This is a genomic window from Nocardia gamkensis NBRC 108242 (genome assembly GCF_001612985.1).
Taxonomy (GTDB): domain Bacteria; phylum Actinomycetota; class Actinomycetes; order Mycobacteriales; family Mycobacteriaceae; genus Nocardia; species Nocardia gamkensis.
Genome location: NZ_BDBM01000041.1, coordinates 1 through 24,866, shown reverse-complemented (window position 1 = coordinate 24,866; position 24,866 = coordinate 1). Strand labels below are relative to the sequence as shown.

General features: G+C 70.0%; 20 protein-coding genes and 1 pseudogene. 7 read left to right on the top strand and 14 right to left on the bottom strand.

Annotation, left to right across the window (positions count from 1 at the left end):
* Positions 1 to 120: 120 nt before the first annotated feature.
* The 5 genes from NG1_RS26685 to NG1_RS26665 form a co-directional block, all read right to left on the bottom strand.
* Positions 121 to 1,662, bottom strand: coding sequence for a sensor histidine kinase (locus NG1_RS26685; RefSeq protein ID WP_062975275.1), 1,542 nt, complete (start codon positions 1,660 to 1,662; stop codon positions 121 to 123).
* Complete coding sequence (locus NG1_RS26680) at positions 1,659 to 2,375, bottom strand: response regulator transcription factor (protein WP_062975273.1); 717 nt, start codon at positions 2,373 to 2,375, stop codon at positions 1,659 to 1,661. The genes NG1_RS26685 and NG1_RS26680 overlap by 4 nt, the downstream gene beginning before the upstream one ends.
* Positions 2,376 to 2,865: 490 nt before the next feature.
* On the bottom strand, positions 2,866 to 4,992 hold the full coding sequence (locus NG1_RS26675; protein WP_084499209.1) for an ArnT family glycosyltransferase: 2,127 nt from the start codon (positions 4,990 to 4,992) through the stop codon (positions 2,866 to 2,868).
* Between the two features lie 125 nt (positions 4,993 to 5,117).
* Positions 5,118 to 5,774 carry a class I SAM-dependent methyltransferase gene (locus NG1_RS26670; RefSeq protein WP_062975267.1) on the bottom strand — a complete coding sequence of 219 codons (657 nt, stop codon included), beginning with the start codon at positions 5,772 to 5,774 and terminating at the stop codon, positions 5,118 to 5,120.
* 112 nt (positions 5,775 to 5,886) lie between these two features.
* Positions 5,887 to 6,114 carry a hypothetical protein gene (locus tag NG1_RS26665; protein ID WP_157114249.1) on the bottom strand — a complete coding sequence of 76 codons (228 nt, stop codon included), beginning with the start codon at positions 6,112 to 6,114 and terminating at the stop codon, positions 5,887 to 5,889.
* Positions 6,115 to 6,546: 432 nt separating this feature from the next.
* Between NG1_RS26665 and NG1_RS26660 the strand changes: the two genes are divergently transcribed.
* Together NG1_RS26660 and NG1_RS39090 are read left to right on the top strand one after the other, a co-directional pair.
* Positions 6,547 to 7,377, top strand: coding sequence for a mycofactocin-coupled SDR family oxidoreductase (locus tag NG1_RS26660; protein ID WP_062975264.1), 831 nt, complete (start codon positions 6,547 to 6,549; stop codon positions 7,375 to 7,377).
* A gap of 136 nt (positions 7,378 to 7,513) precedes the next feature.
* Positions 7,514 to 7,711, top strand: a pseudogene (locus tag NG1_RS39090) (STAS domain-containing protein); the annotation flags it as partial.
* A 152-nt stretch (positions 7,712 to 7,863) separates the two neighbouring features.
* Here the strand turns inward: NG1_RS39090 and NG1_RS26655 are convergent.
* The 7 genes from NG1_RS26655 to NG1_RS26625 all read right to left on the bottom strand — a co-directional run bounded on the left by NG1_RS26655 (position 7,864) and on the right by NG1_RS26625 (position 17,357).
* Positions 7,864 to 8,928 carry a DoxX family protein gene (locus tag NG1_RS26655; RefSeq protein ID WP_062975262.1) on the bottom strand — a complete coding sequence of 355 codons (1,065 nt, stop codon included), beginning with the start codon at positions 8,926 to 8,928 and terminating at the stop codon, positions 7,864 to 7,866.
* A 489-nt stretch (positions 8,929 to 9,417) separates the two neighbouring features.
* Positions 9,418 to 10,260: an alpha/beta fold hydrolase gene (locus NG1_RS26650; RefSeq protein ID WP_062975259.1), complete on the bottom strand. Its 843-nt coding sequence runs from the start codon at positions 10,258 to 10,260 to the stop codon at positions 9,418 to 9,420.
* 84 nt (positions 10,261 to 10,344) lie between these two features.
* The gene (locus tag NG1_RS26645) at positions 10,345 to 12,096 is read right to left on the bottom strand and encodes an N-acyl-D-amino-acid deacylase family protein (protein ID WP_062975256.1); all 1,752 of its coding nucleotides are present in this window, start codon (positions 12,094 to 12,096) and stop codon (positions 10,345 to 10,347) included.
* Positions 12,097 to 12,100: 4 nt separating this feature from the next.
* The gene (gene casG / locus NG1_RS26640) at positions 12,101 to 13,750 is read right to left on the bottom strand and encodes a steroid-24-oyl-CoA synthetase (protein WP_062975253.1); all 1,650 of its coding nucleotides are present in this window, start codon (positions 13,748 to 13,750) and stop codon (positions 12,101 to 12,103) included.
* Positions 13,751 to 13,778: 28 nt separating this feature from the next.
* Entirely contained in the window at positions 13,779 to 14,825 is a 1,047-nt protein-coding gene (locus NG1_RS26635) for an NAD(P)-dependent alcohol dehydrogenase (RefSeq protein ID WP_062975342.1), read from the bottom strand.
* Positions 14,825 to 15,982, bottom strand: coding sequence for a serine hydrolase domain-containing protein (locus NG1_RS26630; protein WP_062975250.1), 1,158 nt, complete (start codon positions 15,980 to 15,982; stop codon positions 14,825 to 14,827). Before NG1_RS26630 ends, NG1_RS26635 begins: the two co-directional genes overlap by 1 nt.
* 7 nt (positions 15,983 to 15,989) lie before the next feature.
* On the bottom strand, positions 15,990 to 17,357 hold the full coding sequence (locus NG1_RS26625; protein WP_062975248.1) for a flavin-containing monooxygenase: 1,368 nt from the start codon (positions 17,355 to 17,357) through the stop codon (positions 15,990 to 15,992).
* A gap of 210 nt (positions 17,358 to 17,567) precedes the next feature.
* Here NG1_RS26625 and NG1_RS26620 point away from each other — a divergent pair, with 210 nt between their 5' ends.
* Both NG1_RS26620 and NG1_RS26615 read left to right on the top strand, forming a co-directional pair.
* A complete protein-coding gene (locus tag NG1_RS26620; protein WP_062975245.1) occupies positions 17,568 to 18,188 on the top strand; it encodes a TetR/AcrR family transcriptional regulator in 621 nt (206 codons plus the stop codon).
* A gap of 331 nt (positions 18,189 to 18,519) precedes the next feature.
* On the top strand, positions 18,520 to 19,281 hold the full coding sequence (locus NG1_RS26615; protein ID WP_062975340.1) for a DUF6319 family protein: 762 nt from the start codon (positions 18,520 to 18,522) through the stop codon (positions 19,279 to 19,281).
* Between the two features lies 1 nt (position 19,282).
* On the opposite strand, the gene NG1_RS26610 is transcribed toward NG1_RS26615, so the two are convergent.
* Together NG1_RS26610 and NG1_RS38545 are read right to left on the bottom strand one after the other, a co-directional pair.
* Positions 19,283 to 20,815 (bottom strand): GGDEF domain-containing protein, encoded by a 1,533-nt coding sequence (locus NG1_RS26610; RefSeq protein WP_084499208.1) that lies wholly within the window; start codon positions 20,813 to 20,815, stop codon positions 19,283 to 19,285.
* Positions 20,815 to 21,009 carry a hypothetical protein gene (locus NG1_RS38545; protein WP_245660066.1) on the bottom strand — a complete coding sequence of 65 codons (195 nt, stop codon included), beginning with the start codon at positions 21,007 to 21,009 and terminating at the stop codon, positions 20,815 to 20,817. The genes NG1_RS26610 and NG1_RS38545 overlap by 1 nt, the downstream gene beginning before the upstream one ends.
* 327 nt (positions 21,010 to 21,336) lie before the next feature.
* Between NG1_RS38545 and galK the strand changes: the two genes are divergently transcribed.
* From galK to NG1_RS26590, 3 genes are all read left to right on the top strand, one after another.
* A complete protein-coding gene (galK, locus tag NG1_RS26600; RefSeq protein WP_062975239.1) occupies positions 21,337 to 22,461 on the top strand; it encodes a galactokinase in 1,125 nt (374 codons plus the stop codon).
* 266 nt (positions 22,462 to 22,727) lie between these two features.
* The gene (locus NG1_RS26595) at positions 22,728 to 24,419 is read left to right on the top strand and encodes a sodium:solute symporter family protein (protein ID WP_157114255.1); all 1,692 of its coding nucleotides are present in this window, start codon (positions 22,728 to 22,730) and stop codon (positions 24,417 to 24,419) included.
* A 12-nt stretch (positions 24,420 to 24,431) separates the two neighbouring features.
* Entirely contained in the window at positions 24,432 to 24,686 is a 255-nt protein-coding gene (locus NG1_RS26590; RefSeq protein WP_040868908.1) for a hypothetical protein, read from the top strand.
* Positions 24,687 to 24,866: the final 180 nt, after the last annotated feature.

Here is a 24,866-nt window from a genome sequence, read left to right as displayed (position 1 = left end):
CGGCGATCCGATGCGCACCGCCGAACCAGGCGATCCACCAGTCGGCGCGATCGGTGACTCGGCGGCGCCGCGCATCGGCACGGCGCGGGTTCCGGTTGTGATCGCGCCGAGGGACCCGTGCTACCCGGATCGAGCCCACTCTCCTGTGGGCCGCGTATCGGCGGGTTCACGGGGCAACACCACGGTGAAGGTCGCCCCGCGGCCCGGTTCGCTGTCGACCGAGACGCGTCCACCGTGGGCGGTTACCAGCGCCTGGACGATGGACAGGCCGAGGCCGGTGCCGCCGCTGGTGCGGGTGCGTGAGGCGTCCGCGCGGTAGAAGCGTTCGAATACCCGCGCGGCGGCGTCGGGCGACAGGCCGGGGCCGGTGTCGATCACGTCGATGCGGACGCGATCGGGCGCGGCCGTGAGCCGCACCGTGATCGCCGCTTCGCGCGGGGTGTGGGTGAGGGCGTTGCCGAGCAGGTTGCCCAGGACTTGGCGCAGGCGCGCCTCGTCGCCGACGACGTCCATGGTTCCCTCGCCCTCGCTGATCACCAGGGTGATCGGGCGGTCCGGCGCGTCGGGCGACGGCTTCTGGCGGGCGGCGATGGCCCGCGCGTTGTGCACGGCGTCACCGGCGAGCGCGAGCAGGTCGACGGGTCTGCGCTCCAGCGGGCGCTTCTCGTCCAGCCGCGCCAGCAGCAGCAGATCTTCGACGAGCACACCCATGCGCTCGGCCTCGGCCTCGATCCGGCCGACCACCATTACCGCGTCGGTGCTGGCGCCCTGCCGGTACAGCTCGGCGAAACCACGAATCGTGGTCAGCGGCGTGCGCAGTTCGTGGCTGGCGTCGGCGACGAAGCGGCGCATCCGCGCCTCCGAGCGGCGGGCGGCTTCCTCGGAGGCCTCGGTCGCGGCAACGCCGTGCTGGATCTGCGCGAGCATCTCGTTCAGGGACCGCGCCAGATGGTCGACTTCGGTGTCGACGCCCCGCACCGGCACCCGTCGGTGCAGGTCGCCGCTCGCGATCGCCGCCGCCGTCTGCTCCACCTCGCGCAGCGGCCGCAGGCTGCGCCGGATCACCAGGTAGCCGACGGCGCCCAGGGCCAGCAGAGCCGCTGCCCCCGTGCCGACCTCGAAGAAGATCAGCCGCGAGACCGTCTCCTGGTTGTCGGTCAGCGGCAGGCCGATGGTGGTGGAACCGTATTCGTTGGTCGTGGTCAGCACCCGCCAGCGCACCGACGAATCGTCCGAGGAATCCACCGTTCTCGGCGTCTGGGCGCTCGAGCCGCCCAGATCCGGGACCCCCGCGGCGCTGTTGCCGCCGGGCGGGTCCGGATACACCTGGCCGTCGGCTCCCGTGCGCAGTTCGAAGAACCGGCGCGGCTGCTCGCCCACCGATCTCGGCTGCACCGGCGCGGCCGGGAGATCAGCCGGAATCCATTGCGTGCGACCGTCGGGGGTGGTCACCTGCCGCATCGGACGCGGCTGCGCCCAGGACCGCGCCGCGTCGTAGAGCTGTTCGTCGGTGCGCTGGGTCAGCGATCGGCTCAGCGCCGAGGTCACCGCCGCACCCGACGCGAACAGCGCCGCCGCGGTCAGCAGCAGCAGCACGATCACCAGCCCGACCCGCAGCGGGACCGCCGATATCCGCCGCGCGAGTTCCGTTCGTACGCTCACCTCCGGCTCACCTGGGGTTCACGCAGCACGTAACCGACGCCGCGCAGCGTGTGCAGCAGTTTCGGTTCGGTGGTGTCGACCTTGCGCCGCAGATACGACACATACGACTCGACCACGCCCGCGTCACCGCCGAAGTCGTAGCGCCAGACGTGGTCCAGGATCTTCGGCTTGCTCAGCACCTTGCCCGCGTTGACCATGAAGTAGCGCAGCAGGGTGAACTCGGTCGGCGACAGCGACACCGGCGCACCCGCCTTCCACACCTCGTGACTGTCGTCGTCGAGCACCAGATCGCCCACCGTCATCCGGTTGACGCCTTCGACAGCGGACTGTATTCCGCTGCGGCGCAGGATGACTCGCAGTCGCGCGATGACCTCCTCCAGGCTGAACGGCTTGGTCACGTAGTCGTCCGCACCGAGGGTGAGTCCGGTGAGCTTGTCGTCGACGTCGTCGCGGGCGGTCAGGAACAGCACGGGCGCGGTCACCCCGTCGGCGCGCAGCCGCCGCAGCATCCCGAACCCGTCCATGCCGGGCATCATCACGTCCACGATCACCGCGTCCGGCCGGAATCCGCGCACCCGATCCAGCGCCTCGGTGCCGCTGAGGGCGGTGGCCACCTCGAACCCTTGGAACCGCAAGCTCACGGCGAGCAGTTCGATGATCATCGGTTCGTCGTCCACGATGAGGACGCGGGCTTCGGGTTCGGTGCCGGTCATGAGTCCATGATTGCCTCGCAGGCACGGAGCAACCTGCGAGCAAGCTGGGTGTTTCCTGGGAGCGCGCCACCGGCCCGGCGCGCTGTTCGCCGCCGTCCGCGTCCATCATGCCTGGTGGGGCTGGTGTCCGATCGGGTGACCTCGCTCGTCGGCGGCAAGCGAGGCGGTGGGCGTCAGCGAGGGGTCTTTGCCGATCGGCATGCTGTGCGCCGCAAACCGCAGATCATCACTGTCTGCGACGGTGCGTGCCCTGGGTTGCGGCCCCCTGGTTCGTGTCGATCGTCGGACCGGCGAACTGAACATGGGCTCGCTATACGCCTCGGCGCGCCCTCGCCGGTGCGATCCGCGTCGGCCGCTCCGGCGGTTTCCGGTGCCGGGCGAACTCGAAGGGCCGTCGGCGGCGATGTTCGAGGCGCTGCCGCCGAACATGCCGCAGGAGTATCGCGCACCCTACGCTGCGGCGATACTCCTGCGGTCGGGATCCGGGCGATCAGCTGCCGGTGGGTGCGGTCAGGTCGTAGACGGTGATGTTGCCGACCGTCTTCGCGGTGAAGTGCGCCTTCACCCACTCGGTGATCTCGTCCGCCGCCGACTTCTCCCCGCTGGAGCCGGGGCGCATGCCCTGACCCTGCGCGACGAAGTAGTGCACCTCGCCATCGGCCACGTACTGCTGAAACTGCGCCAACGTCGGCGCGTCGTCGCCACCGCTGAAGCCGCCGATCGCGATCACCGACGTGCCCGTGCGCAATTCCAGGCTCGACGCGGTACCGGAGCCGATGCTCGCCGCCGACCACCGGCTGTCGGTGTTCTCCAGCAGGGCGTCCAGCTCCGCGTTACCCGCGTTTCCGCTCGGCCCGCCCGCGCCGCTCGCGGGAGTCGAGTCGCCGGTCGACCGTCCGCCGTCGGCGGCGGGCATGTCGCCGGTCGGCAGCTCGCTGCCGCTGGGAGCCGCGTCTCCGGTCGGCAGATCGGTGCCGTCCGTCGCGCCGGTGCGGCCGTCGGCGGGCGGACCATCCGCTCCTGCGCCTCCGCCGGGCACGCCCATCGAACTCGCCTGCGCGGGCCCGGAGGTGGGGATGCCGCCGCTGTGCGCGTGCGTGACCGTCTCGACCGCGTAGGCCGTGGATCCGGCGAACCCGCCGAGCAACGCGGCCGCCGCGATCGTCACGGCGATCCCACGCGACCGGTGCGCGCCCACCAACAGGCCCATCGCCGCGAGCGCGGTCGAGATCAGCACCGTCCAGTGCAGCCAGGGCAACCAGTCCGGCGTGCGGTCCAGCAGGACGAAGGCCCAGACGCCGGTGACCGCCGACAGCAGCGCCAACGTCATCCTGGCCGCCACGTGCCCGCGCCGCCGCCACAACTGTGTCACCGCGATTCCGGCGACACCGGCGATGCCCGGCGCCAAGGCCACCGTGTAGTACGGGTGGATGATGCCGCTCATGTAGCTGAATACCAGGCCGGTGCCGAGCAGCCACCCGCCCCAGAGGATCATCGCCGCCCGCAGCCGATCGGTGCGCGGTGCGCGGCGGCTCAGCCACAGTCCGGCGACCAGGCCGATCAGCGCCGCGGGGAGCAACCAGGACACCTCGGTGCCCATGCTGCCGCTGAACAGCCGGGCCAGTCCGGTGTCGCCGCCGAACGCGCCGCCCATGCCGCCGCCTCCGGGGCCGCCCGAGCCCCCGCTCGGATTGCCACTGCCGCCCAGCAGTCGGCCCATCCCGTTGTAGCCGAGCGCCAGTTCCCACAGGCTGTTGTCGGTCGACCCGCCGATGTAGGGGCGCGAATCCGCGGGCCACAGCTCGACCAGCAGCACATACCATCCGCCCGCGACCACCATGGCCGCGCACGCGGTGATCAATTTGACGATCCGGGCCCAGAAGCCTCCCGCCGCGGCGACCAGGAACACCAGCCCCAGCGCGGGCAGGACCAGGAACGCCTGCATCATCTTGGTCAGGAACGCGAAACCGATGACCGCACCGGCCAGGGCGAGCCAGCCGGTACTCGCCGAACGCCAGCGCAGCCCGTGCGAGTCGATCGCCCGCACCGTGCAGTAGGCCGCCGCGACCAGCAGCAACGTCAGCAGGGCGTCGGGGTTGTCGAAGCGGAACATCAACGCGGCCACCGGAGTGGCCGCCAACGCCGCACCGGCCAGCAGGCCCGCGCCGGGGCCGCTCCACCGTCGCACCGCGCCATACAGCAGGGCCACCGAGCCGACGCCCATCAAGGCCTGGGGCGCCAGCAGCGACCACGAGCCGAATCCGAACAACCGCCCCGACAGCCCCATCACCCACAGCGACGCGGGCGGCTTGTCCACCGTGATCGCGTTCCCCGCGTCGTGCGCGCCGAACAGCAGCGCCTTCCAGCTCTGCGTCCCCGCCTGCGCCGCCGCGGCGTAATACTCGTTCGCCCATCCGGAGACCGTCAGATTCCAGAAATACAGCACCGCGGTCGCGAGCAGCAGCGCGAACAGCGCCGGGCGCGCCCACCGCGATTGGGTCGCGGGCCCGAAGAACGCGCGATCCGCCCAGGATCGCTCGTGGGTGGAGGCGCGATGGGCGCCGACGGGTCTCGCGACGGCCTCCACGCCCGGCGGGACGCTCGTAATCGACGCCATGATGTTCGCCTTCCTTCCGTGTGAACCTCACTTCGAAGGCTAGGAAGGCTGTCTGCCCGCAACCTGGGGCAAACCTGGGAGTGCGCTGTGCGGGCCGACGGCGCCGAGCGGGTTTCCGGCTCGGGTCAGCGGCGGCGAATTCGCAGGATGTTGTCTTTCCGCGTGCCCGGCTGCCCCTCCGGGCCCGCGTGCTCGCGCTCGACCACGTCCTCCACTTCCACCTGCCATTCGGCCGGGTCGAGCGCGAGGTCGGCGCGCACCTCGGCGGTGGTCGGGAAGTGCACGTCGGCGGGCGGTTCCAGCACCCAGCTGGGCCACTCCGCGTGCCCGACGATCAGCAGCAGCCCGCCGGGCGCCACCGCCTCCGCGGCCCGGCGCAGGATTCGCGTCCGTTCACCGTCCTGGGCCGCCGGTGAGTGCAGATACTGCGCCGTGACGAGGTCGTAGCGCCCGGACGGGAAGGTGTGGTCGAGATCGTGCCGCTGCCAATTGATTTCGCCGGCCAACTGCTGTCGCGCCGCTTGTGCCCTGGCGCGGGCCAGCGCGGTCTCCGAGACGTCCACCGCCGTCACCCGCCAGCCGCGCTCGGCCAGCCAGATCGCGTCGGCGCCCTCGGCGCAGCCCAGGTCCAGTGCCGTACCCGGGGCGACCGCTTCGATCTCCCGCACCAGCAGGAAGTTCGGCCGTCCCGACCAGATCTGCTCGCGTTCCTGGTAGAAGGACTCCCAGAACTCGACCGTCGTCGACGTGGTCCCGTCCCGGTGGTGGTGTGTCGCACTCATGCGTCCCACCATCCACCGGACCGGACGTATCGGCAAATATCGTTGCCGGTTCGGCAACCACCTCGGACGGCCGCGGCGGGGCCGCCGGGGCCCCGTCACGCCCGCCCGGGTGTCAGCAGTCGTCGAGCGGGTCGCGCAGGATCATGCCCTCGGCGGCACGCAGGCGCGTGGTCATGGTCGTCAGCAGATCCACGGAATCCTCGGAGAGGCCGATGGCTGTGTGCAGCAGCTTGCGCAGCCGCGGGCTGGTCAGCCGGGCGGCCAGGGTGCTGTCGTGCTCGGTCGGTTCGGTGTCGAGCTGTCGGTCGAGATTCACGGGAAGGTACTCACAATCGGTCATCGGGCCCCCTGGAACCACTGTGGATGCGCCGACCGTGCCAGGAACGATGGGTAGGCACGGGCGAAATCGTTCCGGGGCGCAGCGTACATCGCACCCAGTTGGTCGCTGGACCGGGTCGGAAAGGTTGCATGTTGTCTCCGTGCCGCAGTCGGGTCGGTTCGTGCGCGCCGTGGCCGTGCCCGCTCCGGCGCCGAGACCGCACCCATTGTTCCACTGTCCCTGGAGATTTCGGCAAACCATCTCGTCGGCGCAGGTCGCGGACGTGGCGCTGCGCACACCGGTGGCCACGCGCGGACGCGCCCGCCGCTCGTTCCCATCGGCGGGAAATCGCTCGACGGTGGCCCGGCCTGCCGAAAATCGGGAGCCCACGCCGTCCACCCATGACACGATGGGTGGCGGCCGAAGCAGGTACCGACCGATGAAGGGCCAGTGATGGGGCATCTCGACGATCGGGTGGCGGTGATCACCGGCGGCGCCCGCGGACAGGGGCGCGCGCACGCCCTCGCGCTGGCGAACGCGGGCGCGGACATCGTGGTGTGTGACATCGCCGCACCCTTGTCCGGCCTTCCCTACGAGCTGAGTACTCCCGACGATCTGGCCGAGACCGCCGCCTTGGTCGAGCGCACCGGCCGCCGCTGCGTCGCGGTGCGGGCCGACGTGCGCAGCCTGGAACAGATGCGGACGGTCGCCGAGCGCGCGCTGGAGGAATTCGACCGCATCGACATCCTGATCGCCAACGCGGGCATCGCCTCCAACTCGCCCGTCGCGGAGATGGACGAGCAGTTGTGGCAGGACATGATCGACACCAACCTGACCGGCGTGTTCCACAGTTTCCGCGCGGTCGTGCCGCACATGATCGAGCGTCGGTGGGGTCGAGTGGTGGCCACCTCGTCCATCGTGGCGAAGATGGGCGTGCGCAACGCGGCGCACTACGCCGCGAGCAAATGGGGCGTGCTGGGCTTGGTGAAGTCGCTGTCCCTGGAGGTGGCGGAGTACGGCATCACGGTGAACGCCCTGCTGCCGTCCGGGGTGGACACCGACATGATCCAGAACCCCGCCACCTGGCGGCTCATGATGCCGGACAAGGAGAATCCCACCAAGGAGGACTGGATGGCGATCATCGAATCCGGCCCGCCCAACGGCGATCTGATCCAGCCCGCCGAGGTGGCCGAGGCGGTGCTGCTGCTGGTCTCCGAGCACGGCCGCCACTTCAACGGGGAGGCCGTCACCATCTCCTGCGGCGGAAGCGCGAGTACGTCCTAGGGTCCGAGCGCCTGACCGGAAAGCGTAGTCCGCGAACACAGTTCGCGCCGTGGCGCTCCTGTACAGACCTCGCGCACCATGCTTCACTGGAAGCGCAAAGTCTGTGCAGTGCCAGCTTCCGGCCAGGAGTCAGCGCATGTCCCGACACGCCGAATGGACTGACCCGCTTCGTTTTTCGGTGTGCCGCCCGCGCCGCGACGTCATCCTGCTGATGGTCGAGGGCGAGATCGATGCCGCGACGGCGCCCCGGTTTCGCGCGGAGCTGGCGGGCGCCTGCCTGCGCCCCGCGGCCACACTCGTGCTCGACCTCTCACCGGTCACCTTCCTGGCGGCGGCGGGGCTGAGCGGCCGATTCCATCGGGTGCGCCCTCGTCGGCCTAGCGCCCGGTTACGACGAAACCGCCTGACCGGCGCGGCCGGAGAGGGGTCGCCGACGCGTGGGCGGTGCGCCCCGAGGCGAGGCGCCCGCCCTGCTCGTCCGCAGCCTCAGTGGCGCCGCGACTCGATCGCCTCGCGGGCCGCCTGCGCTTTCCGGACGCCCCGTTCGCGAGCCAGCTGCGCCGTGTGCGCGCTGCGTTCCCGGGCGGCGTCGGCGATCTCCGGTCCGCGCTCCTTGGCGACCTCCGCCCACTCGGCCCCGCGCTGTTTGGCCAGATCCGCGAGATGGGCGCTCCGTTCCTTGGCGATCTCCGCGAACTCAGCGCCCCGCTCTTTGGCGATCTCCGCCCACTCCGCGCCGCGCTCCTTGGCGACCTCCGCCCAGTCGGCGCCCCGTTCTTTGGCGACCTCCGCCCAGTCGGCGCCCCGTTCTTTGGCGACCTCCGCCCAGTCGGCGCCCCGCTCTTTGGCGACCTCGGCCCACTCCGACCCGTGTTCCTTGGCGGTACCGGCCAGCTCACTGCCGTGTTCCTTGGCCGCCTCCGCCCATCCCGGGCCGTGACGCTGAGCCGTCTCGGCGAGTTCCGCGCCCTTGCTCGCCGCCGCCGCTCCGAGCGCGCGCGCCCGTTCCGCGGCCTCCTGCGCCTGCTTGCGCAATGCCGCGCCGGTGGCGGTATCGGAGGTAGCGCCGAACGGCAGTGCGGCGGTGACCGCGGCGGCGGCGTCGCGGGCGGCCCGGCGGCCGCGCCAGCCCAGCGACGGCTTGCCCTCGGTGTCGGCCGCGGTGATCATCAGCCCGCCTAGGAGACCGAGGTCCTTGAGGAACGCGGTCCGCTTCGCCGATTTGCGGGCCGGATCCTGCTCGTTCCAGAAATCCTGCTCGGTGACCGCCGCGGGCACGACGGTCGCCGCGAGCACCAAGGCGGCCAGTCGTGGCGCCTTGCCCAGCGCCAGCAGCACGCCGCCGCTCACCTGAGCGAGGGCGTTGACCTGGACGACCGTCGTCGGATTGGACGGCAATTTTGTGGCTATTTCTTCGGGCAGCTGCCGGTGCCCCCGTTCGAGCAGTGCGTTCGCGGCCTTGACCCGCTCATCCGGGCGCCGCAGCGTATCGACCCCGTCTACTACGAACGCGGTGGCCAGTAGCGGCCGGGCGAGTCGGCGCAACAACATGACAGAACCCCTTCCCTTGATGTAGTCACGAATCGGATTCCCGCCCGCTTCGTCACCAAACAAGCCGGTCCGCCGCCGTGTGAAGGCCGCCTCATCCGGGTAACAGCTAATCGAGAGAGATCGATTCAGGGGGAAAGGCGCCGCGGCTCACGCTCCCGCCTCCCGCCCTGCTCCGCTGGAAGGTATCCGCTGTGAACACCTATACGGCCACAACGGCTTTCGAAGCCGTTGTCGCCGAGCTGCCCGCTGCGCCGAGGTGCACGTTCCGCTTCGACTCCGTCCCGTGTCGCCATCGCGCGGAATGGTTCATCCGTAAACGGTCCTGCTGCCACCCGGCGGGTGTGGATTTCCTCTGCGAGACCTGCCATACCCGCATCCATTGGATGCTTGATATCGGCATGGTGTTCGAATGCGCCGGATGCGGCGTGCACTCCGACAGTTTCGCCGAACTCTGCCCGACCGCGGCTCCGCTCTGAGCGCGGCTCAGCGCTAGCCCGCCCGCTCCCGCGCGCCGGTATCGGCGAGGAAGCCGGTGATGATCGAAGTCACCCGCTCCGGGGCCTCCACCATCGGGAGATGACCACAGTCGGCTAGCTCCACCGCCGTGTGTGGGCGCAGCCTGTGGTTGAGCCGCCCGCCCGCCTTCGCCGACAGAATGCGATTGCGCCGCCCCCAGATCGTGCAGATCGGCGGGAAGCCGGCAGGCGGATCGAACGTGTCCAGCGCGCGGTAGGACGGGAAATCCTGCACCAAGCCGTGCAGGGCCAGCAGCCTGCCCCGATCCGTCCAATGCGCCCGCACGCGCGGCTCGTGCCGGATGTTCCGGTCTCGCCCGCGGGGGCCGAGCTGGTTGCCGACGATCAGCGAGACCACCGGGTCCGGCAGACTGATCCGGCGGGCCAGCGGCGCCAGCGGCAGCCGCGCGTCGAGCCAGGCCAAGCCCGCCGATTGTCCCGAACCGACCGTGTCCAGGGTGAGCGGATTGATCAGCACGAGCGCGCGCACCCGCTCCGGATGACCCATGGTGTAGCGCAGCGAGGTGGCGCTGCCGAGGCAGTTGCCGATCAGCACCACGTCGGTGCGCCCGTGGGCGTCCAGGAACGCCGCGAGCATGTCGACGTAATCGGTGAGGCGGTAGCCCGTGGCGGGCTGGTCGGATTGCCCGTAGCCGGGCAGATCGAGCGCGAAGACTTCGTGCTCGTCGCGCAGTGCGGCGACCTGGTCGTCCCAGATCCGGCGTTGCGTTCCGGCGTTGTGCAGGAACACGATCGCGGACCCGCTGCCAACGCGGTCGTAGACGACGGCCCTGCCCCGATGCTCGAAAACGTCCACGCCGACTCCCTACGAACGACCGGCGACCGAGCCGCCGGTCCCCGCGATTTTACCGGCGGGCACGGCCGGGCAGGGGCGTTCCGATCACCGGACGGCGGTCGTCGCGCGCAGGAACCGGCCGGTCCGTCTGGTGCCGAGGACCTCGGCGGGAGCGCCGTCACCGAAGACCCGCACGCCTCCGACGAACACCGCGGTGACCGTGTCGTCGTTGCGGTTCACCATGCGCGGCAGGTTGTCGAACGGGGGGATCGGCGATTCCTGGTAGGCGTCGAGCGAATCGTCCAGGCGGGCCGGATCGAGGACGACGAGGTCGGCTCGGTCGCCCGCCCTCAGATGCCCGGCGTCCAAGCCGTACCAGTCCGCGAGTTCACCGGTGAGCCGGTGCACCGCCTGTTCCACCGACAGGAACGGGCGACCGGCGTCCGCGGCGTCACGCACGCGGCGCAGGAAGCGGAGCCCGAAGTTGTAGAACGCCATGTTGCGCAGATGGGCCCCCGCGTCGGAGAAGCCCAGCTGCACACCCGGATCGGCGGCGAGCCGATCGAGCACCTCCGGTCGATGATTGGAAATCGTCGTGCGCCAACGCACCTTGCTGCCGTGCTCCACCACGAGGTCGAGGAACGCGTCCACCGGATGCGCGCCGCCGCGCTCCGAGCCCACCTGGCCGAAGGTCTTGCCGATCACCGTGGGGTCGGGACATTCGACGATCTGCGCGTCGAAGAAGTCGCGGTGCCATACCCGCGGACCGAACTTCTTGTCGTAATCCGCGCGGAAGCGGCGCCGATAGTTCTCGTCGCGCAGCAGTTCCCGTCGTTCGTCCACCTGATCGGCCAGGTGCAGCGCTTCGGCGCCGGAACCGAACTCCTCGAACACCACCAGGTCGATGCCGTCGGCGTAGACCTCGAACGGCACCGGAAGGTGCTGCCAGCGGAAATTGCCGCCCAGCTTGTTCAGCACCCGGGCGATCAGCGGAAACAGGTGCACGACAGCGGGAATCGCCTTGATGTCCGCGGCCGAGAGCAGGCTGACCTTCAGCGGCCTGCGGAACAGGCCGAGGCTGCTGGCCGCCATGGTGACCAGGCTGTGCGGCCGGGACACGTCCGGCCCGCCCTGCAACGCCCCGCCGCGCCGTCGCAGCACGGTGTTGAGCCGGTGCCGTTCCCGCAGCGTCGCGTAGGTGGATGGCAGCGTGCGCGACCGGCACACCTCGCCGTCGAGTTTGTCGAACAGCAACTGCTGAGAGGACATGCCGACGAAGCCCGCGTCCAGCGCCTCGGTCAGTTTCGCCTCCATCCCGGCCAGTTCGGCGGCATCGGGCCGGACGTCCTTGCGGGTGGCGCGCTCCAGACCGAGTTCGGCGGCACGAATATCCGAATGCCCGATGAACGCGGCGACATTCGGGCCCAAGGGCAGCCGGTCCAGGGCGGCGGCGTACTCGTGCGCCGAGCGCCAGGTCTTGTGCTCGCCCACCGCCGCGACGACGTGCTTGCGCGGAATCGCCTCGACCCGCGCGAACAGGTCGCCCGCGTCGGAGGCGTCGACGTGCACGGTCGACAACGAACACGAGCCCAGCAGCACCGTGGTGATGCCGTGCCGCAGCGATTCGGTCAGCGCCGGATGCTGGAGCACCTCCACGTCGTAATGGGTGTGGATGTCCAGCATCCCCGGGATCACCCACTTCCCGGTGGCGTCCACGACGTTCGGGCACGCCGGGTCGTCGATCGGCTCGGCCGAGATGGTCGTGATCCGCCCGTCGTGGATGCCGAGGTGCCTGATCGCCGAGGGCGCGCCGGTGCCGTCGAACCAGCGGCCGTTCGCGATGATGGTGTCGTACATGGCTTCACACCTCGAGTTGGGCGCGTACGACCTTGCCGGTCGCATTGCGGGGGAGTGCGGTGGTGGTGAACCGCCATCGGGCGGGCACCTTGTAGTAGGCGAGCCGCTCGGCGGTGAACGCGCGCAGCTCGTCTTCGCTGATGGCCGCGCTGTTGTCGACCACGACCAACGCCGCGACCTGCTGACCCAGGTCGGCGTCGGGCACGCCGAGGACCGCGCATTCGCGCACCGCGGGATGCTCCTCGAGGCACTGCTCGATCTCGGTGGGATAGACGTTCTCCCCGCCGCGCAGGATGAGATCCGAACGGCGCCCCGACAACCGCAGCCTGCCGTCCTCCAGGATCCCGATATCGCCGGTGCGCAACCAGCGATCCGCGGTGATCGCCGCCGCGGTCGCCGTCTCGTCCCGCCAGTACCCCAGCATCACGTAGGGGCTGCGCACCCAGATCTCGCCTTCCGCGCCGTCGGGAACCGCGTTGCCCGCGCTGTCACGGATTTCCAGCGTGACCCCGACGACCGGTCGTCCCACGGTGTCCGGGAACGCCGCCAGTTCGGCCGGACTAGCCAGCGTCGCGGCAGTGCTGCATTCGGTGAGCCCGTAGCTGGTCACCAGCGCGTTGCGGGCGACGGGCAGTTGATCGCGCAGCTTCTGTTGCAGCGCGGCCGACGACGGCGCCGAGTTCAGTGAGAACGAGGACAGCGAGGACAGGTCGTAGCCGGACAGGTCGAGATCCAGCATCCTGGTGGCCATGGTCGGCATGGCGCCCCAGTTGGTGACCCGTTCGGTCTCGATCAGTCGCAGCACCTGATCGGCGTCGAACGAGCCTTGGTGGATCACCGCCGCGTCGCCGGTGACCAGCCGGGGGACCACCAGGTTGTGCAGGCTGGCGATGTGGAACAGCGGCGAGGTGAGCAGGAAGCGCCGACCGCTGGGCAGTTCGGTCGCGCCGGTGAGCGCGGCGGCCAGCGCGTCGTTGAAGAGGTGATAATCGGTGACGGCCACCAGGTTCCGGTGCGAGTGCACCGCCCCCTTGGGGCGTCCGCTGGTGCCGCTGGTGTAGAGGATCACCGCGGGGTCGTCTTCCTCGATATCGGCGTGCGGCAACTCGTCGGTCCGGTGTTCGGCGATGAGCGCTGGTACGTCGTGCTCCATGGTGAGCAGGGGAATCCGGATGTCCAGTTCCGCCGCCGCCGCGGCGCGCTTCGCGTCGACGACGAGCACGGTGGGGCCGGTGTGCTCGACGCCGTAGGCGATCTCGCGCGGCGCCCACCACGCGTTGTAACCCACCGCGATCGCGCCGAGCGCCTGGGCCGCCCAGAAGGTGATGACCCACTCGGGTGTGTTCGCCGCGAGAATGCCGACGCGGTCGCCCTTTCCGACGCCGAATCGGTCGCGCAGGGCCGTGGCCAGCGCCGCGACCGCGGCGGCGTGCTCGGTGAACGATATCCGGCGGTCCGCGGTGACCAGGTAGTCCCGGTCGCCGTGCGCCGACGCCGCGACGAGTACCTCGCGCAGCGAGGACCTGCGGTGGCGTACCACCGGCATCGGTGCGCCGAGCACGTCCTCGATCACCATCTCGAATCGACCGCCGGGGCCGGTGAGCCTGCCCGCGGCCTCCGCCACGAATGCCTGCTGGTCGAAGGGCTTTGTCATAACGAGTACTTCCTCGTGGGTCGATGAGTCACGGCCGGGGGATCAGGACCGCTCGGCCGGTGATCAGGCCGCGTTCCAGCCGGTCGAGGGCGGCGCGACCCTCGGCCAAGGGGTAGCGCTCCACCTCGACGCGTAGCTTGCCCGACGTGGCCAGTGCCACGGAGTCGATCAAGTCGGATCTGGTGCCGCCGTAGGTCTTCCGTACCGACGCGCCCCAGGGCCAACCGGTGCCGTCGGCCGGCGCCGCGGTGATCTCCGGTGCGCCGCCGCCGAGGCCGATCATGCGGTATGCCCCGTTGGGCGCCACCGACTCCACCGCGAGCCGTGCGGTGGTCTGGACGCCGACGAAGTCGAACACCGCGTCGGCGCCGCGGCCTGCGGTCCGGTCGAGGATCTCTCCGGCGGTGTCGTCGCCCGCGACGAATCCCTCCGCCGCTCCGCAGCGCGCGGCGAGTTCGAGTTTGTCGGCGCTCACGTCCACGGCCAGCACCCGGGTGGCCGTGGTCGCGGCGAGGATCTGCACCGCGACGTGACCGAGCCCGCCGATCCCGATGACCACTGCCACCGACCCGGGGCCGAGGTGCTCGCGAGCGCCGCGGATGGCGTGATAACTCGACAGCGCGGCGTCGGCCAGCGGCGCGGCCTGGGCGAAATCGAGGTCGCCGATCGGCACGAAGGAACTCGCCGGCACTCGGATGTAGTCGGCCATCCCGCCGTCCGGCCCGAGACCGGGGCACGGCGGCATGGCGGTGCGGCCCGCGGCACGGCAGACGTTCTCGTCGCCGCCCGCGCACTCCCGGCAGACCCCGCACGACCAGCACAGATACACGATGCCGCGCTCGCCGGTCCTGCGGCCGTCCACCCCGTCGCCGACGGCCTCGATGGTGCCCGCGATCTCGTGGCCCAGGGTCAACGGCTCCTCGCGCATCCGGAACGGGATGTGCAGCACGTGCAGGTCCGAATGGCAGATGCCGGTCGCGCCGACGCGCAGCAACAGATCGGTGGGCCCGATCTCCGGAATCGGCACCTCGCGCAGTTCCAGCACGCCGGGGTCGGTGAGCTGCAATGCTCGCATCATCCGCGTACCGCCGCGAACGTCGCGCGCAGATAGGCGTCGGCACGGTCGGAGCCGATCAGGCCCGGCGCCATCCGGTTCATGGTGTAGGCGAACGTGGTGCGGTGCTCGAGGTCGTTGACCACCATCGCGCCTCCGTACCCGGCCCACCAGCACACCCGGCCGTCGGGCACCTCCGGGGCGGTCTGCCGCTGCGGCAGACCGTAGCCGATGCCGAACCGCAGCGGCGTCGCGAGCGCGAGATCCACGCCGTCGGACTGCTGCCGGAAGATCAGCTCGATGGTGTCCTCCGACAGCAGTCGCCGTCCGCCGAGTTCGCCGCCGCAGGAGACCAGTGATTGCACCCGCGCCACCGAACGCGCGTTGCCGTGACCGTTCACCGCGCCGATCTCGGCTTGCCGCCATGCCGCGCTCGCCGTCTCGGCGATGTCGAGCAGCGGGCTGGTGAGCGTCTTGACCAGCACGCTGTCCTGGTCGAGCGCGGCCATGTCGAACTCCGGCATGGTGGGCGGTACCAAGGTGGCGATCCGCCCGTGGTGCTCGGGCGCGGTGCCGATGTGGAAGTCCGCGCCCAGCGGCCCGGCCAGTTCCGCGGCGAAGAACTCGCCCAGCGAGCGTCCGGTGACGCGGCGGATCACCGCGCCGATCAGGTGGCCGTAGGCGAGCGCGTGGTACCCCGAGGCGGTGCCCGGCTCCCACCACGGCGGTTGGCTCGCCAGGCGGGCGGCGGACGCTTCCGCGTCGTAGATGTCGGCGAGTTCGATCGGCGGCTGCCACCCCGAGACACCCGAGGTGTGCGCCAGCAGATGACGAACCTCGATGTCGCCCTTGCCGTTCGCCGCGAACTCCGGCCAGTACTCGGCCACCTTCGCGTACACGTCCAGCTCCCCGCGCTCGACCAGCAGCAGGGCGCACAACGCCGTCATGGTCTTGGTGAGGGAGAAGACGTTGACCAAGGTGTCCTCGGTCCACGGCGCGGTGCGTCCGGGGTCGCGGTACCCGCCCCAGAGGTCGACGACCGGTTCACCGTCGACGGTGACGCAGATCGAGGCGCCGAGTTCGTCACCGGAAGCGAGCCGGGTCTCCAGTTCCGTTCGGACCCGCGCGAATCGCTCGGCGCAGAAGCCCGATGTGGCAGTTCCCGTGATAGTGGTCATCGCCGCCTCACACCTGTTCGAGTGCCCGGGCCCGCACCGGCAACGCGTTTCCCGCGGCGGTGGCGCGTTTCGCGCCGCGCGCGAGTTCCCGCCGCAGGTCCCGCACGTACGGTTCGAATTCGATCTGGATGGTGTGCCGGGGCGAGTCGTAGTAGCGGCCCGTCCTGGCCGATTCCGCGGATCGGATGGCCGCCCGCATTTCCTCCGCCGACGGCAGGTGATAGCGGCCGGTGAGATAGGCGGCGACCAGCTTGCTCTGCTGCTCGGCGAAGTTCACCAGCGTGGGCAGCGGCTGGGCCAGCCCCAGGAAGAACAGATTGTCGATGCCCGGCTTGATCATCTGCTTGAACAGCGGGAAACGGTTGTCGCGGTCGGGCAGCAGCTCGGGGTCGGAGAAGAACGGGAAGGAGATGCGGTAACCGGTGGCGCAGACGATCACGTCCACCTCTTCGACGCTGCCGTCGGCGAAGCGCACCCGCGGACCTTCCAGCGCGGTGATCGCGGGCTTGAAGACGATGTCGCCGCAGCCCGCGCGGTGCAGGAATTCCTCGCTCGCGGAGGGATGTGCCTCGAACGGCAGATGGTCCGGTTCGGGCAGGCCGTAGTCCCGCATATTGCCGCGGACCTTCCGGACGAATCGCTGCTTGAGCTTGAGACCGAGCTTCGGCGGCATCCATCGTGGCATCGAGCGTTTGTCGCCGACCTTGCCGTTGACGTACTTCGGCAGCACCCAGACCCCGCGCCGGGCGGAGACGTAGAGCTTCGCGGCGATGAATCGCTGCGACAGCTCGGAGGCGATATCCAGTCCCGAATTGCCCATGCCGACCACCACGACCCGTTTGCCCCGCATGTCGACGGGGTCGAACGGGTCGTTGTAGGCGTGGCTGTGCAGCAGCCTGCCGTCGAATTCGCCCGGGTAGTCCGGCAAGCGCGGATCCCAATGGTGCCCGTTGCAGACGACGAGCGCGTCGTAGTCCTTGGTGCGCCCGTCGCTCGTGGTGATCAGCCAGCGACCGTCCGCCCCGCGCTCGGCGGCGGTCACCTCGGTGTTGAACACGATCCGGTCGCGGATGCCGAAATGGTCGACGTAGTCGCGGAAGTACTGGAACAGCTGCGAATGATGCGGGAAGTCCGGCCACTCGTCGGGCGCCGGATAGTCCTCGAAGGCCAAGCGGAACTTGGACGTGTCGATGTGCAGGCTCTGATAGCAGGCCGACATGCCGTTGGGGTTCTTGAAGTACCAGTTGCCCCCGACTTCGTCGGACGCCTCGTAGCAGTCGAAGGGGATGCCGTGGTCGTTCAGCCGTTTGGCGGCGGTGATCCCGGAGGGGCCCGCCCCGATCACGCAGACGCGGGGGAGTGCGGTTGACGTCATTCACTGTCCTCGTGCTGGAGGGCCGTCGTCGATGACGGCCGAACCGTCCGGCGCGGGTAGCGCCGGAGTGACGTAGGCAACAAAATAACACTCACTAGACATCGCGTCCAGTGAATGACGCACTGTCTATCAAGACCGCTCATGCGTAGACTCGGTCAGCGGAAGCAGCACGTCAGCCCGGCTTTTACGGAGACGAGGTACCGGTTCCCCATGCGGACCAACGCGAACACGAACCTGCGGGACGAGCAGAAGCAGCAGACCAGGGCCCGCCTGATGGAGGCAGCCAAGGAGCTGTTCGCCACCCGCGGCTACGCGGGCGTGCGGGTGGACGAGATCGCCGCCGCGGTCGGTTGCAGCCGTGCCACGTTCTACCTGCACTTCGCGGGGAAGCTGGAAATCCTGCGCGCGATCGCCGAGCAGGGCACCGCACCCACCGCGCTGCACTTCTATCAGGACCTCGACCGGGTGCTCGAGACCGGTTCACGCGACGAGTTCGCCGGCTGGATGACCCGGGCGATCGAGTGGTTCCACGAGTACAAGGACATGCTGCTCGCCTGGGACGAGGCGACCGCGCTGGAGCCGGAGTTCCGCGAGATCGCCCGCAACGGCATCCTCGCGCTGCCCAACGCGATGACCGCCTACCTCGCCGGGTGGCCCGCCGATCGGCACGACGAAGCGAGGTTGCGGGTGGAATTGCTTGTCGCGCAACTGGAACGATTCTTCACCCGCTGGGCGATGCAGGGCACCATCGACGTCTCGGCGGACCAAGCCGTCGAGGTGCTCACCGATATCTGGTTCCCCGCGTTGCGCGCGCCGACGGCGTCGAGCTGAGCGCTCTGCGGGGAATCCGGTGTGCGGTGCCGCCTCGGCGAGCACCGTCGTATGCCGCACATCGCTGATGTCGCCCTGTTGCCGGATACCGGTTCGAGGGGAGCGGCGCCTGATCGCCGGTGCTGCTTACCGATTCGCCGGAGCGGATCATGTCGCGCATGAGTCGACTGCCGAGTCGCCGCTCGCGGAGCCCGTGATCTGTTGCCAGATATTCGCTGGTTGCTCGGATCGGACTATCCGCGGCCTCTATCCGACGGTGGCCCGCAAATCTGTCGGCGGCGTGGGGCATCATCTGTGCACGCAGCCAACCACGAAATCGCTCGGAGTCACCATGCCCTCCCCACGAACGAAGCCGCAACCATTGTCGGACAGCGAGATTCAGCAGATCGCCACGGAGATCGCCGGTGGCCGCCCGCCCATGGTGTGGTTCACCGCCGCGGCGGTCGGCGTTCCGGAGGGGCGCTCGGGCAAGGTGATCGCCCTCGGCGACCCTGCCGACGGTGACTTCCTGCAGGTCCGCCCGACCGGATCGAAGGATGTACTGTCCTTCTCTCCCATCGAGGTGACCTTGACCAAGCCGCCGCGAGGGGCGGCGGGCGCCACCGCACAGCCGAAGTCGACCCCTAGGAAGGAAACCCCTGTGACCCAGTCGTCGACCACGACGAGCACCGCGACTCAGCCCGCGCAGGCGAGCGCACCCCAACCGCCGGCAGGCCCGAAGCCCGCGGAGACCACCGCGGCCGCGAGCCGTGCCGAGAGCGCGGGCAAACAAGCCGCGGCGGCGACGGCGCCGAAGCCCGCCAAAACGGCCGCCGCTCGCAAGACCAAGGCGCCCGAGGTCACCGTGACGCTCACCGGCACCGCCGACGGCGAGTGGTCGATCGACGTGGTCAGCGGTAAGAAGCGCACCCTGCGCGGCCTTCCGGTGGCCGGATCCACCGTGGCGCAGGCGGCGAAGATCCTGCATCCGGAGGTGGCCGAGGTGGTCGCCGGGGTCCTCGACGCGTTGCGCGGCGTGCAGGAGGCCAAGGTGCAGCAGTTACAGGCCGAGCTCGAGGAGGCCAAGCGCCTGCTGAACGAGCTGAGCGACTGAGTCACACCGCGGGACTGGCGGATCGGGCGGCCGCGCGCCAGATCCGGCGCTCGGCGCCGGGAGTCTCGCGCCGCACGTCGTCGTGGAACGCGTAGCCGAGCGAGTACTGCTTCGCGTGGTACATGGCCGCGTCCGCGTCCCGCAACAGGCTGTGCGCGTCGGTGTCCGAGCTGCGCGGACCCAGGCACGCCACGCCGACACTCGCGGTGATCGGGATCTCGCCCGCGCTCAGCCCGAACGGCCGGACGAACGCGCCGAGCAGCCGTTCGGCCAGCACGGCGGCCTCCGGCCGGGCGAGCGGGGCGAGCACGACGAACTCGTCGCCGCCGTAGCGGGTCACCACGTCCTCTTGGCGCACCACCCGCCGGATCCGGCTCGCCGCCGTCGCGATCAGTTCATCGCCGACGGCGTGGCCGTAGCTGTCGTTGACCCGCTTGAAGCCGTCGAGGTCGATGAACAGCAGGCAGATCGGTCGCTCGGCCCATTGTTCGCCGCGCTGCCGCAGCGCGCGCAGCAGCGCGGCCCGGTTCAGCAATCCGGTGAGCATGTCGTGGTCGGCCTGGTACTGCGCGCGCCGCTCGCTGCGGGCACTGCGCACGATCGCGCGCTCGCTGCGCACCAGCATCCCGATCAGCAACAGCGCGAACAGTGACGACACCACCAGGCGGTCGAGCGGGCGCATGCTGGACCCGACCACCGGCACCAGCGAGGCCACGATCAGCGCGATCGCGATGAGGCTGGCGCGCTGTCGGGAGTGGTGCGGGTGGATGCGCCGCGGCATGCCGAGCGCTGCCATGGTCGGGTGCAGCGCCGCGACGCCCACGGTGGCGTAGGCAGCGAGCAGGGGAGCCAGCAGCACCTCGCGCCCGAACGCGATCGCGCCCGCGGTCTCCAGGCTGTAGCCCAGGTCGCCGAGCAGCACCGCGATCAGCCCGGCGTGCAACAGCCACAGCGAGGTCTCCGCGCGCGTGGAGGTGGCCATCGAGTGCGCCACCAACGTGAGCAGCAGGGCGTCCAGCACGGGGTAGGTCGCGGCCACCACCGCGTCGAGCCCGGTCTCGGTGGACCGGAGGATCGGGGAGATGAGGAAGGTCCAGGACGCCAGTAGCGCGCCGAGCCCGATGAGGGCGGAGTCCAGCAGCAGGTCGTAGTTGCCGTGCACGTGGCGCGGCCAGAACCAGATCAGCGCGGCGAGCCCCACGCCGAGATAACCGAGCAGGGTGAACGCGTCGTCGAGCGGATGCAGCGCATGGTCGCCGATGTCACGCAGCGTGGTGCCGGTGGCGAACAGCACCGCCGAGCCGGACAGCAGATACCACGGCAACGGGTGCGCGGGCCGGTGGATGCGCACGCCGACGGCGATCATGGCGAGGGTCTCGCCGACGATGACGGCCATCGTGGCGAACGCCACCACCTGCGAGTCGAGCGTCAGGTGGACCGCGATCGCGGCCGCACCTCCCCCGAGAAGCACCACGTACCAGCCCGATCCGATACCGCGCCGACAGCCGGGCTGTGGCTGTTCACTGGGTGTCATCAGCCCCCCTTGGTCGCTCCATCCCCGGTGCACCGGGCCGCGTAATAGATCTGGGAACCCTCCACCGCGACTTCGACGTTCGCCTGTTCGTCGAGCACTGCCCGGATGCTGCCGGCGAACGAGAACCGAGTGTTGTTGTACGAGCAGACGTCCCAGCCGACCGCAGCGCGCTCGGCAACCAATGCCCTGGACAACTGATTTGATCATGGCATGGAATGCCGCCCCCTCGCGGGCAGTTGGCGCAACAAGAGTGAAACCGTGTGCGCCACGTACTCCCGCACGCGCGGATCCACCATCTCGGCGCGAAACTCCTGGGGATGCGGCACCTGCCGTGCGATGAGATCGCCGCGCGGGTGTCATGCATCCTGATGCCCTCCCGATCCGGCGCGGCCACGGAATTCGCAGGCGGGTCTTGCGTCGAATCGACTGTGCGTCACGAGCGCAGATCGCGCGGCGCGAACAACGGTCGGGCGGGGTGTCTCGTACCCTGACACGACCGACGAGGACAGCGAGGGACGAGCTTGCGGACATGGGTGGCGCCGGGGCGGGTCAACATCATCGGTGAGCACACCGACTACAACGACGGTTACGTCCTGCCGATCGCGTTGCCGCTGGTGGTGCGGTGCGCGGCGGCTGCGCGCAGCGACGGGCTGGTGCGGGTGGGCTCGCGGCAGCGGCCCGGCGAGCCGGTGCTCTTCGCGGTATCCGATCTCGACCGGCAGCGGGCACTGGTGCCCGGGTGGGCGCGCTATCCGCTCGGCGTGGTCGCCGAGTTCACCCGGCGCGGGCACCGGATTCCCGGCGTGGATCTCGACCTCGACGGCGCGGTGCCGATCGGTGCGGGGCTGTCGTCCTCGGCGGCGCTGTCCTGCGCGGTGGCCGTCGTGCTACGCGACCTGTTCGCGCCCGGCCTGACCGACCGGATGCTGATCGACATGGCCCGTGCCGCGGAGAACGACTACGTCGGCACGCCGACCGGCTTGCTCGACCAGTCGGCAGCGCTGCTGTGCACGGCCGGGCACGCGCTCTTGCTGGACGTGCGGGCATTCGCCGCCGACACCGCCGCGCCGCGCGGCACCGGGCACGAGCAGATCCCCTTCGACCTCGCCGCGTTCGGACTCGAACTGCTGGTGATCGATACCGGGCAGCCGCACGAACTCGTGGACGGCCGCTACGCCGAGCGTCGCGACCAGTGCGCCGCGGCGGCCGAGGCGCTGGGCGTCACCGCCTTGCGCGATGTGGCGGCGGCCGACGTCGACCGGATCGCCGACGACGTGCTGCGCCGCCGCGCCAGCCACGTGGTGACGGAGAACGCCAGGGTGCTCGCGGTTGCCGAGAAATTGCGAGAAGGCGTCGACCCCCGGGGAATCGGGCCGATACTCACCGCGGGGCACGCCTCGCTGCGCGACGACTTCGAGGTGTCCACCCCGGCACTCGACGCGGCGGTGGAGGCCGCGGTGGCGGCGGGAGCGCACGGCAGCCGCATGGTCGGCGGCGGGTTCGGCGGAAGCGCCATCGCGCTCGTCGACCGGGAGGGCACCGAGGCGGTGGTGGCGGCGGTGCGGCGGCGTTTCGCCGACGCGGGTCTGGCTGCTCCGCGCACCTTCGCGGTGGTCGCCGCCGCCGGAGCGCACCGGGCCCGCTGAGCGACCGACCTGATTGTGCGCGAATGTGCCGCGCCGGTAGGGCATGATCACGCAGAGTGGTGTCAGCCGACACCATTCGGCGGGCGACGAGGAGGTCGCGCGACGCCGGGCAGGACCAGCACGACGCATGCTCTCGCACGACGGACGATCTCACTCGCCGCCCCGGTTTCACCGCCAGGAGGAACGCTGTGCCGCTCGCCGATCCGTCCGTTCTCGCCGCCGTGCCGATCGTGTCCGACCTGCACCCGGCCGCCCCACCCCCGCACCTGGTAGCCGCCGAGACCCTCCTGTTGGACGCGCAGCCGGTCGATTACGCGCTGGTCGCCCTGTATTTCGTGTTCGTGACCGGCATCGGCCTGCTGGCCAGGCAGCGCGTGTCCTCCAGCATCGACTTCTTCCTGTCCGGCCGCTCGCTGCCCGCCTGGGTGACCGGCCTGGCGTTCATCTCCGCCAACCTCGGCGCGGTGGAGATCATGGGCATGTCCGCCAACGGCGCGGAGTACGGGTTCCCGACCTTCCACTACTTCTGGATCGGCGCGGTACCGGCCATGCTGTTCCTCGGCGTGGTGATGATGCCGTTCTACTACGGCTCCAAGGTGCGCAGCGTGCCGGAGTTCATGCGCCGCCGCTTCGGCACCGGCGCCCACCTGGTCAACGCGCTGAGTTTCGCCGTCGCGCAGATCCTCATCGCCGGGGTCAACCTGTATCTGCTCGGGTCCATCGTGAACGTGCTGCTGGGCTGGCCGCTGTGGGTCTCGGTGATCGTGGCCGCGGTGATCGTGCTGTCCTACATCACCCTCGGCGGTCTGTCGGCCGCGATCTACAACGAGGTGCTCCAGTTCTTCGTGATCGTGGCCGCGCTGCTGCCGCTCACCCTGGTCGGCCTGCACAAGGTCGGCGGCTGGGACGGCCTGCGCGACAAGATCGGCGCGTCACCGGGCGGAGCGCAGCAGTGGGAATCCTGGCCGGGCAACGCCCTCAGCGGGTTCGGCAACGACTTCCTGTCGATCCTCGGCATCGTGTTCGGACTGGGTTTCGTGCTGTCGTTCGGATACTGGACCACGAACTTCGTCGAAGTGCAGCGCGCCATGGCGACGCATTCCATCTCGGCGGCGCGGCGCACCCCGATCATCGGCGCCTACCCGAAGATGTTCATCCCGTTGATCGTCGTGATCCCCGGCATGATCAGCGCGGTGCTGGTGCCGCAGATGTCGGAGTACAAGGCGGCGGTGACCGCGAACCCGGACTTCGAGAGCGACACCACCTACAACCAGGCGCTGCTGTACCTGATGAAGGACGTGCTGCCCAACGGCCTGCTCGGGGTCGGGCTGGCCGGCCTGCTCGCGGCGTTCATGGCGGGCATGGCGGCCAACATCTCCGCCTTCAACACGGTGTTCAGCTACGACCTGTGGCAGCAGTACGTGCGCCGCGACCGTCCGGACGGCTACTACCTCGGCGTGGGCCGGTTGGCCACCATCGGAGCGACCGTGGCGGCGATCTTCACCGCGTTCATCGCCTCCGGGTTCAGCAACATGATGGACTACCTGCAAACCCTGTTCAGCTTCTTCAACGCGCCGCTGTTCGCCACCTTCATCCTCGGCATGTTCTGGAAACGGATGACGCCGGCCGCGGGCTGGATGGGGCTGGTCTGCGGAACCGGTTCGGCCATCCTGGTTTTCCTCCTGCACGAGACGGGCGTGTTCGAGTTGTCCGGGCAGGGCGCGAGTTTCGTCGCCGCCGGTGTGGCCTTCGTGGTCGACATCGTGGTCAGCGTCCTCGTCACCCAGGTGACGCGGCCGAAGCCGGCGTCCGAACTGGTCGGGCTGGTGTACTCGGAGACACCCAAGGAGGTCCGCACCGATCCCGAGGCAGGCACGCTGCCCTGGTATCAGCGCCCGGTCCTGCTGGCGGGCATCGCGCTCGCGCTCGTCATCGCGCTCAACGTTGTCGTCGGATAAGGAGACGCCACAATGCTTTTCGATATCCGCACCATCGTCGGCGCGTTGCTCGGGTGCTACGCGGTCGTTCTCGTCGTCACCGGCCTGGTGCACGACACCGCGGCGGAGCAGGCCAAGACCGGCGGGATCAACGTGAACCTCTGGGCCGGGCTCGGCATGGGGGCCGTGGCGCTCGCCTTCGTGGCTTGGGTCTTGCTGCGCCCGGTCCAGGTGCCGCCCGAACCGCGCCCGGCGGACGGCGCCGATGAGGAGCGCGACTCCGCCTGAGACGACGGTGCCCCCGGGGAAACCCGGGGGCACTGGTTGTCGCACGGATCAGGCGTCAGGGGCGGGTGGTTCCGCCGGGCCAGGTGCCGGTTCCGCCGGTGCCCGGCGTACCACCGACGCCCGGCGTGCCGGTTCCGCCCATTCCGGGTGTGCCGGTCCCGCCGACACCAGGGGTGCCGG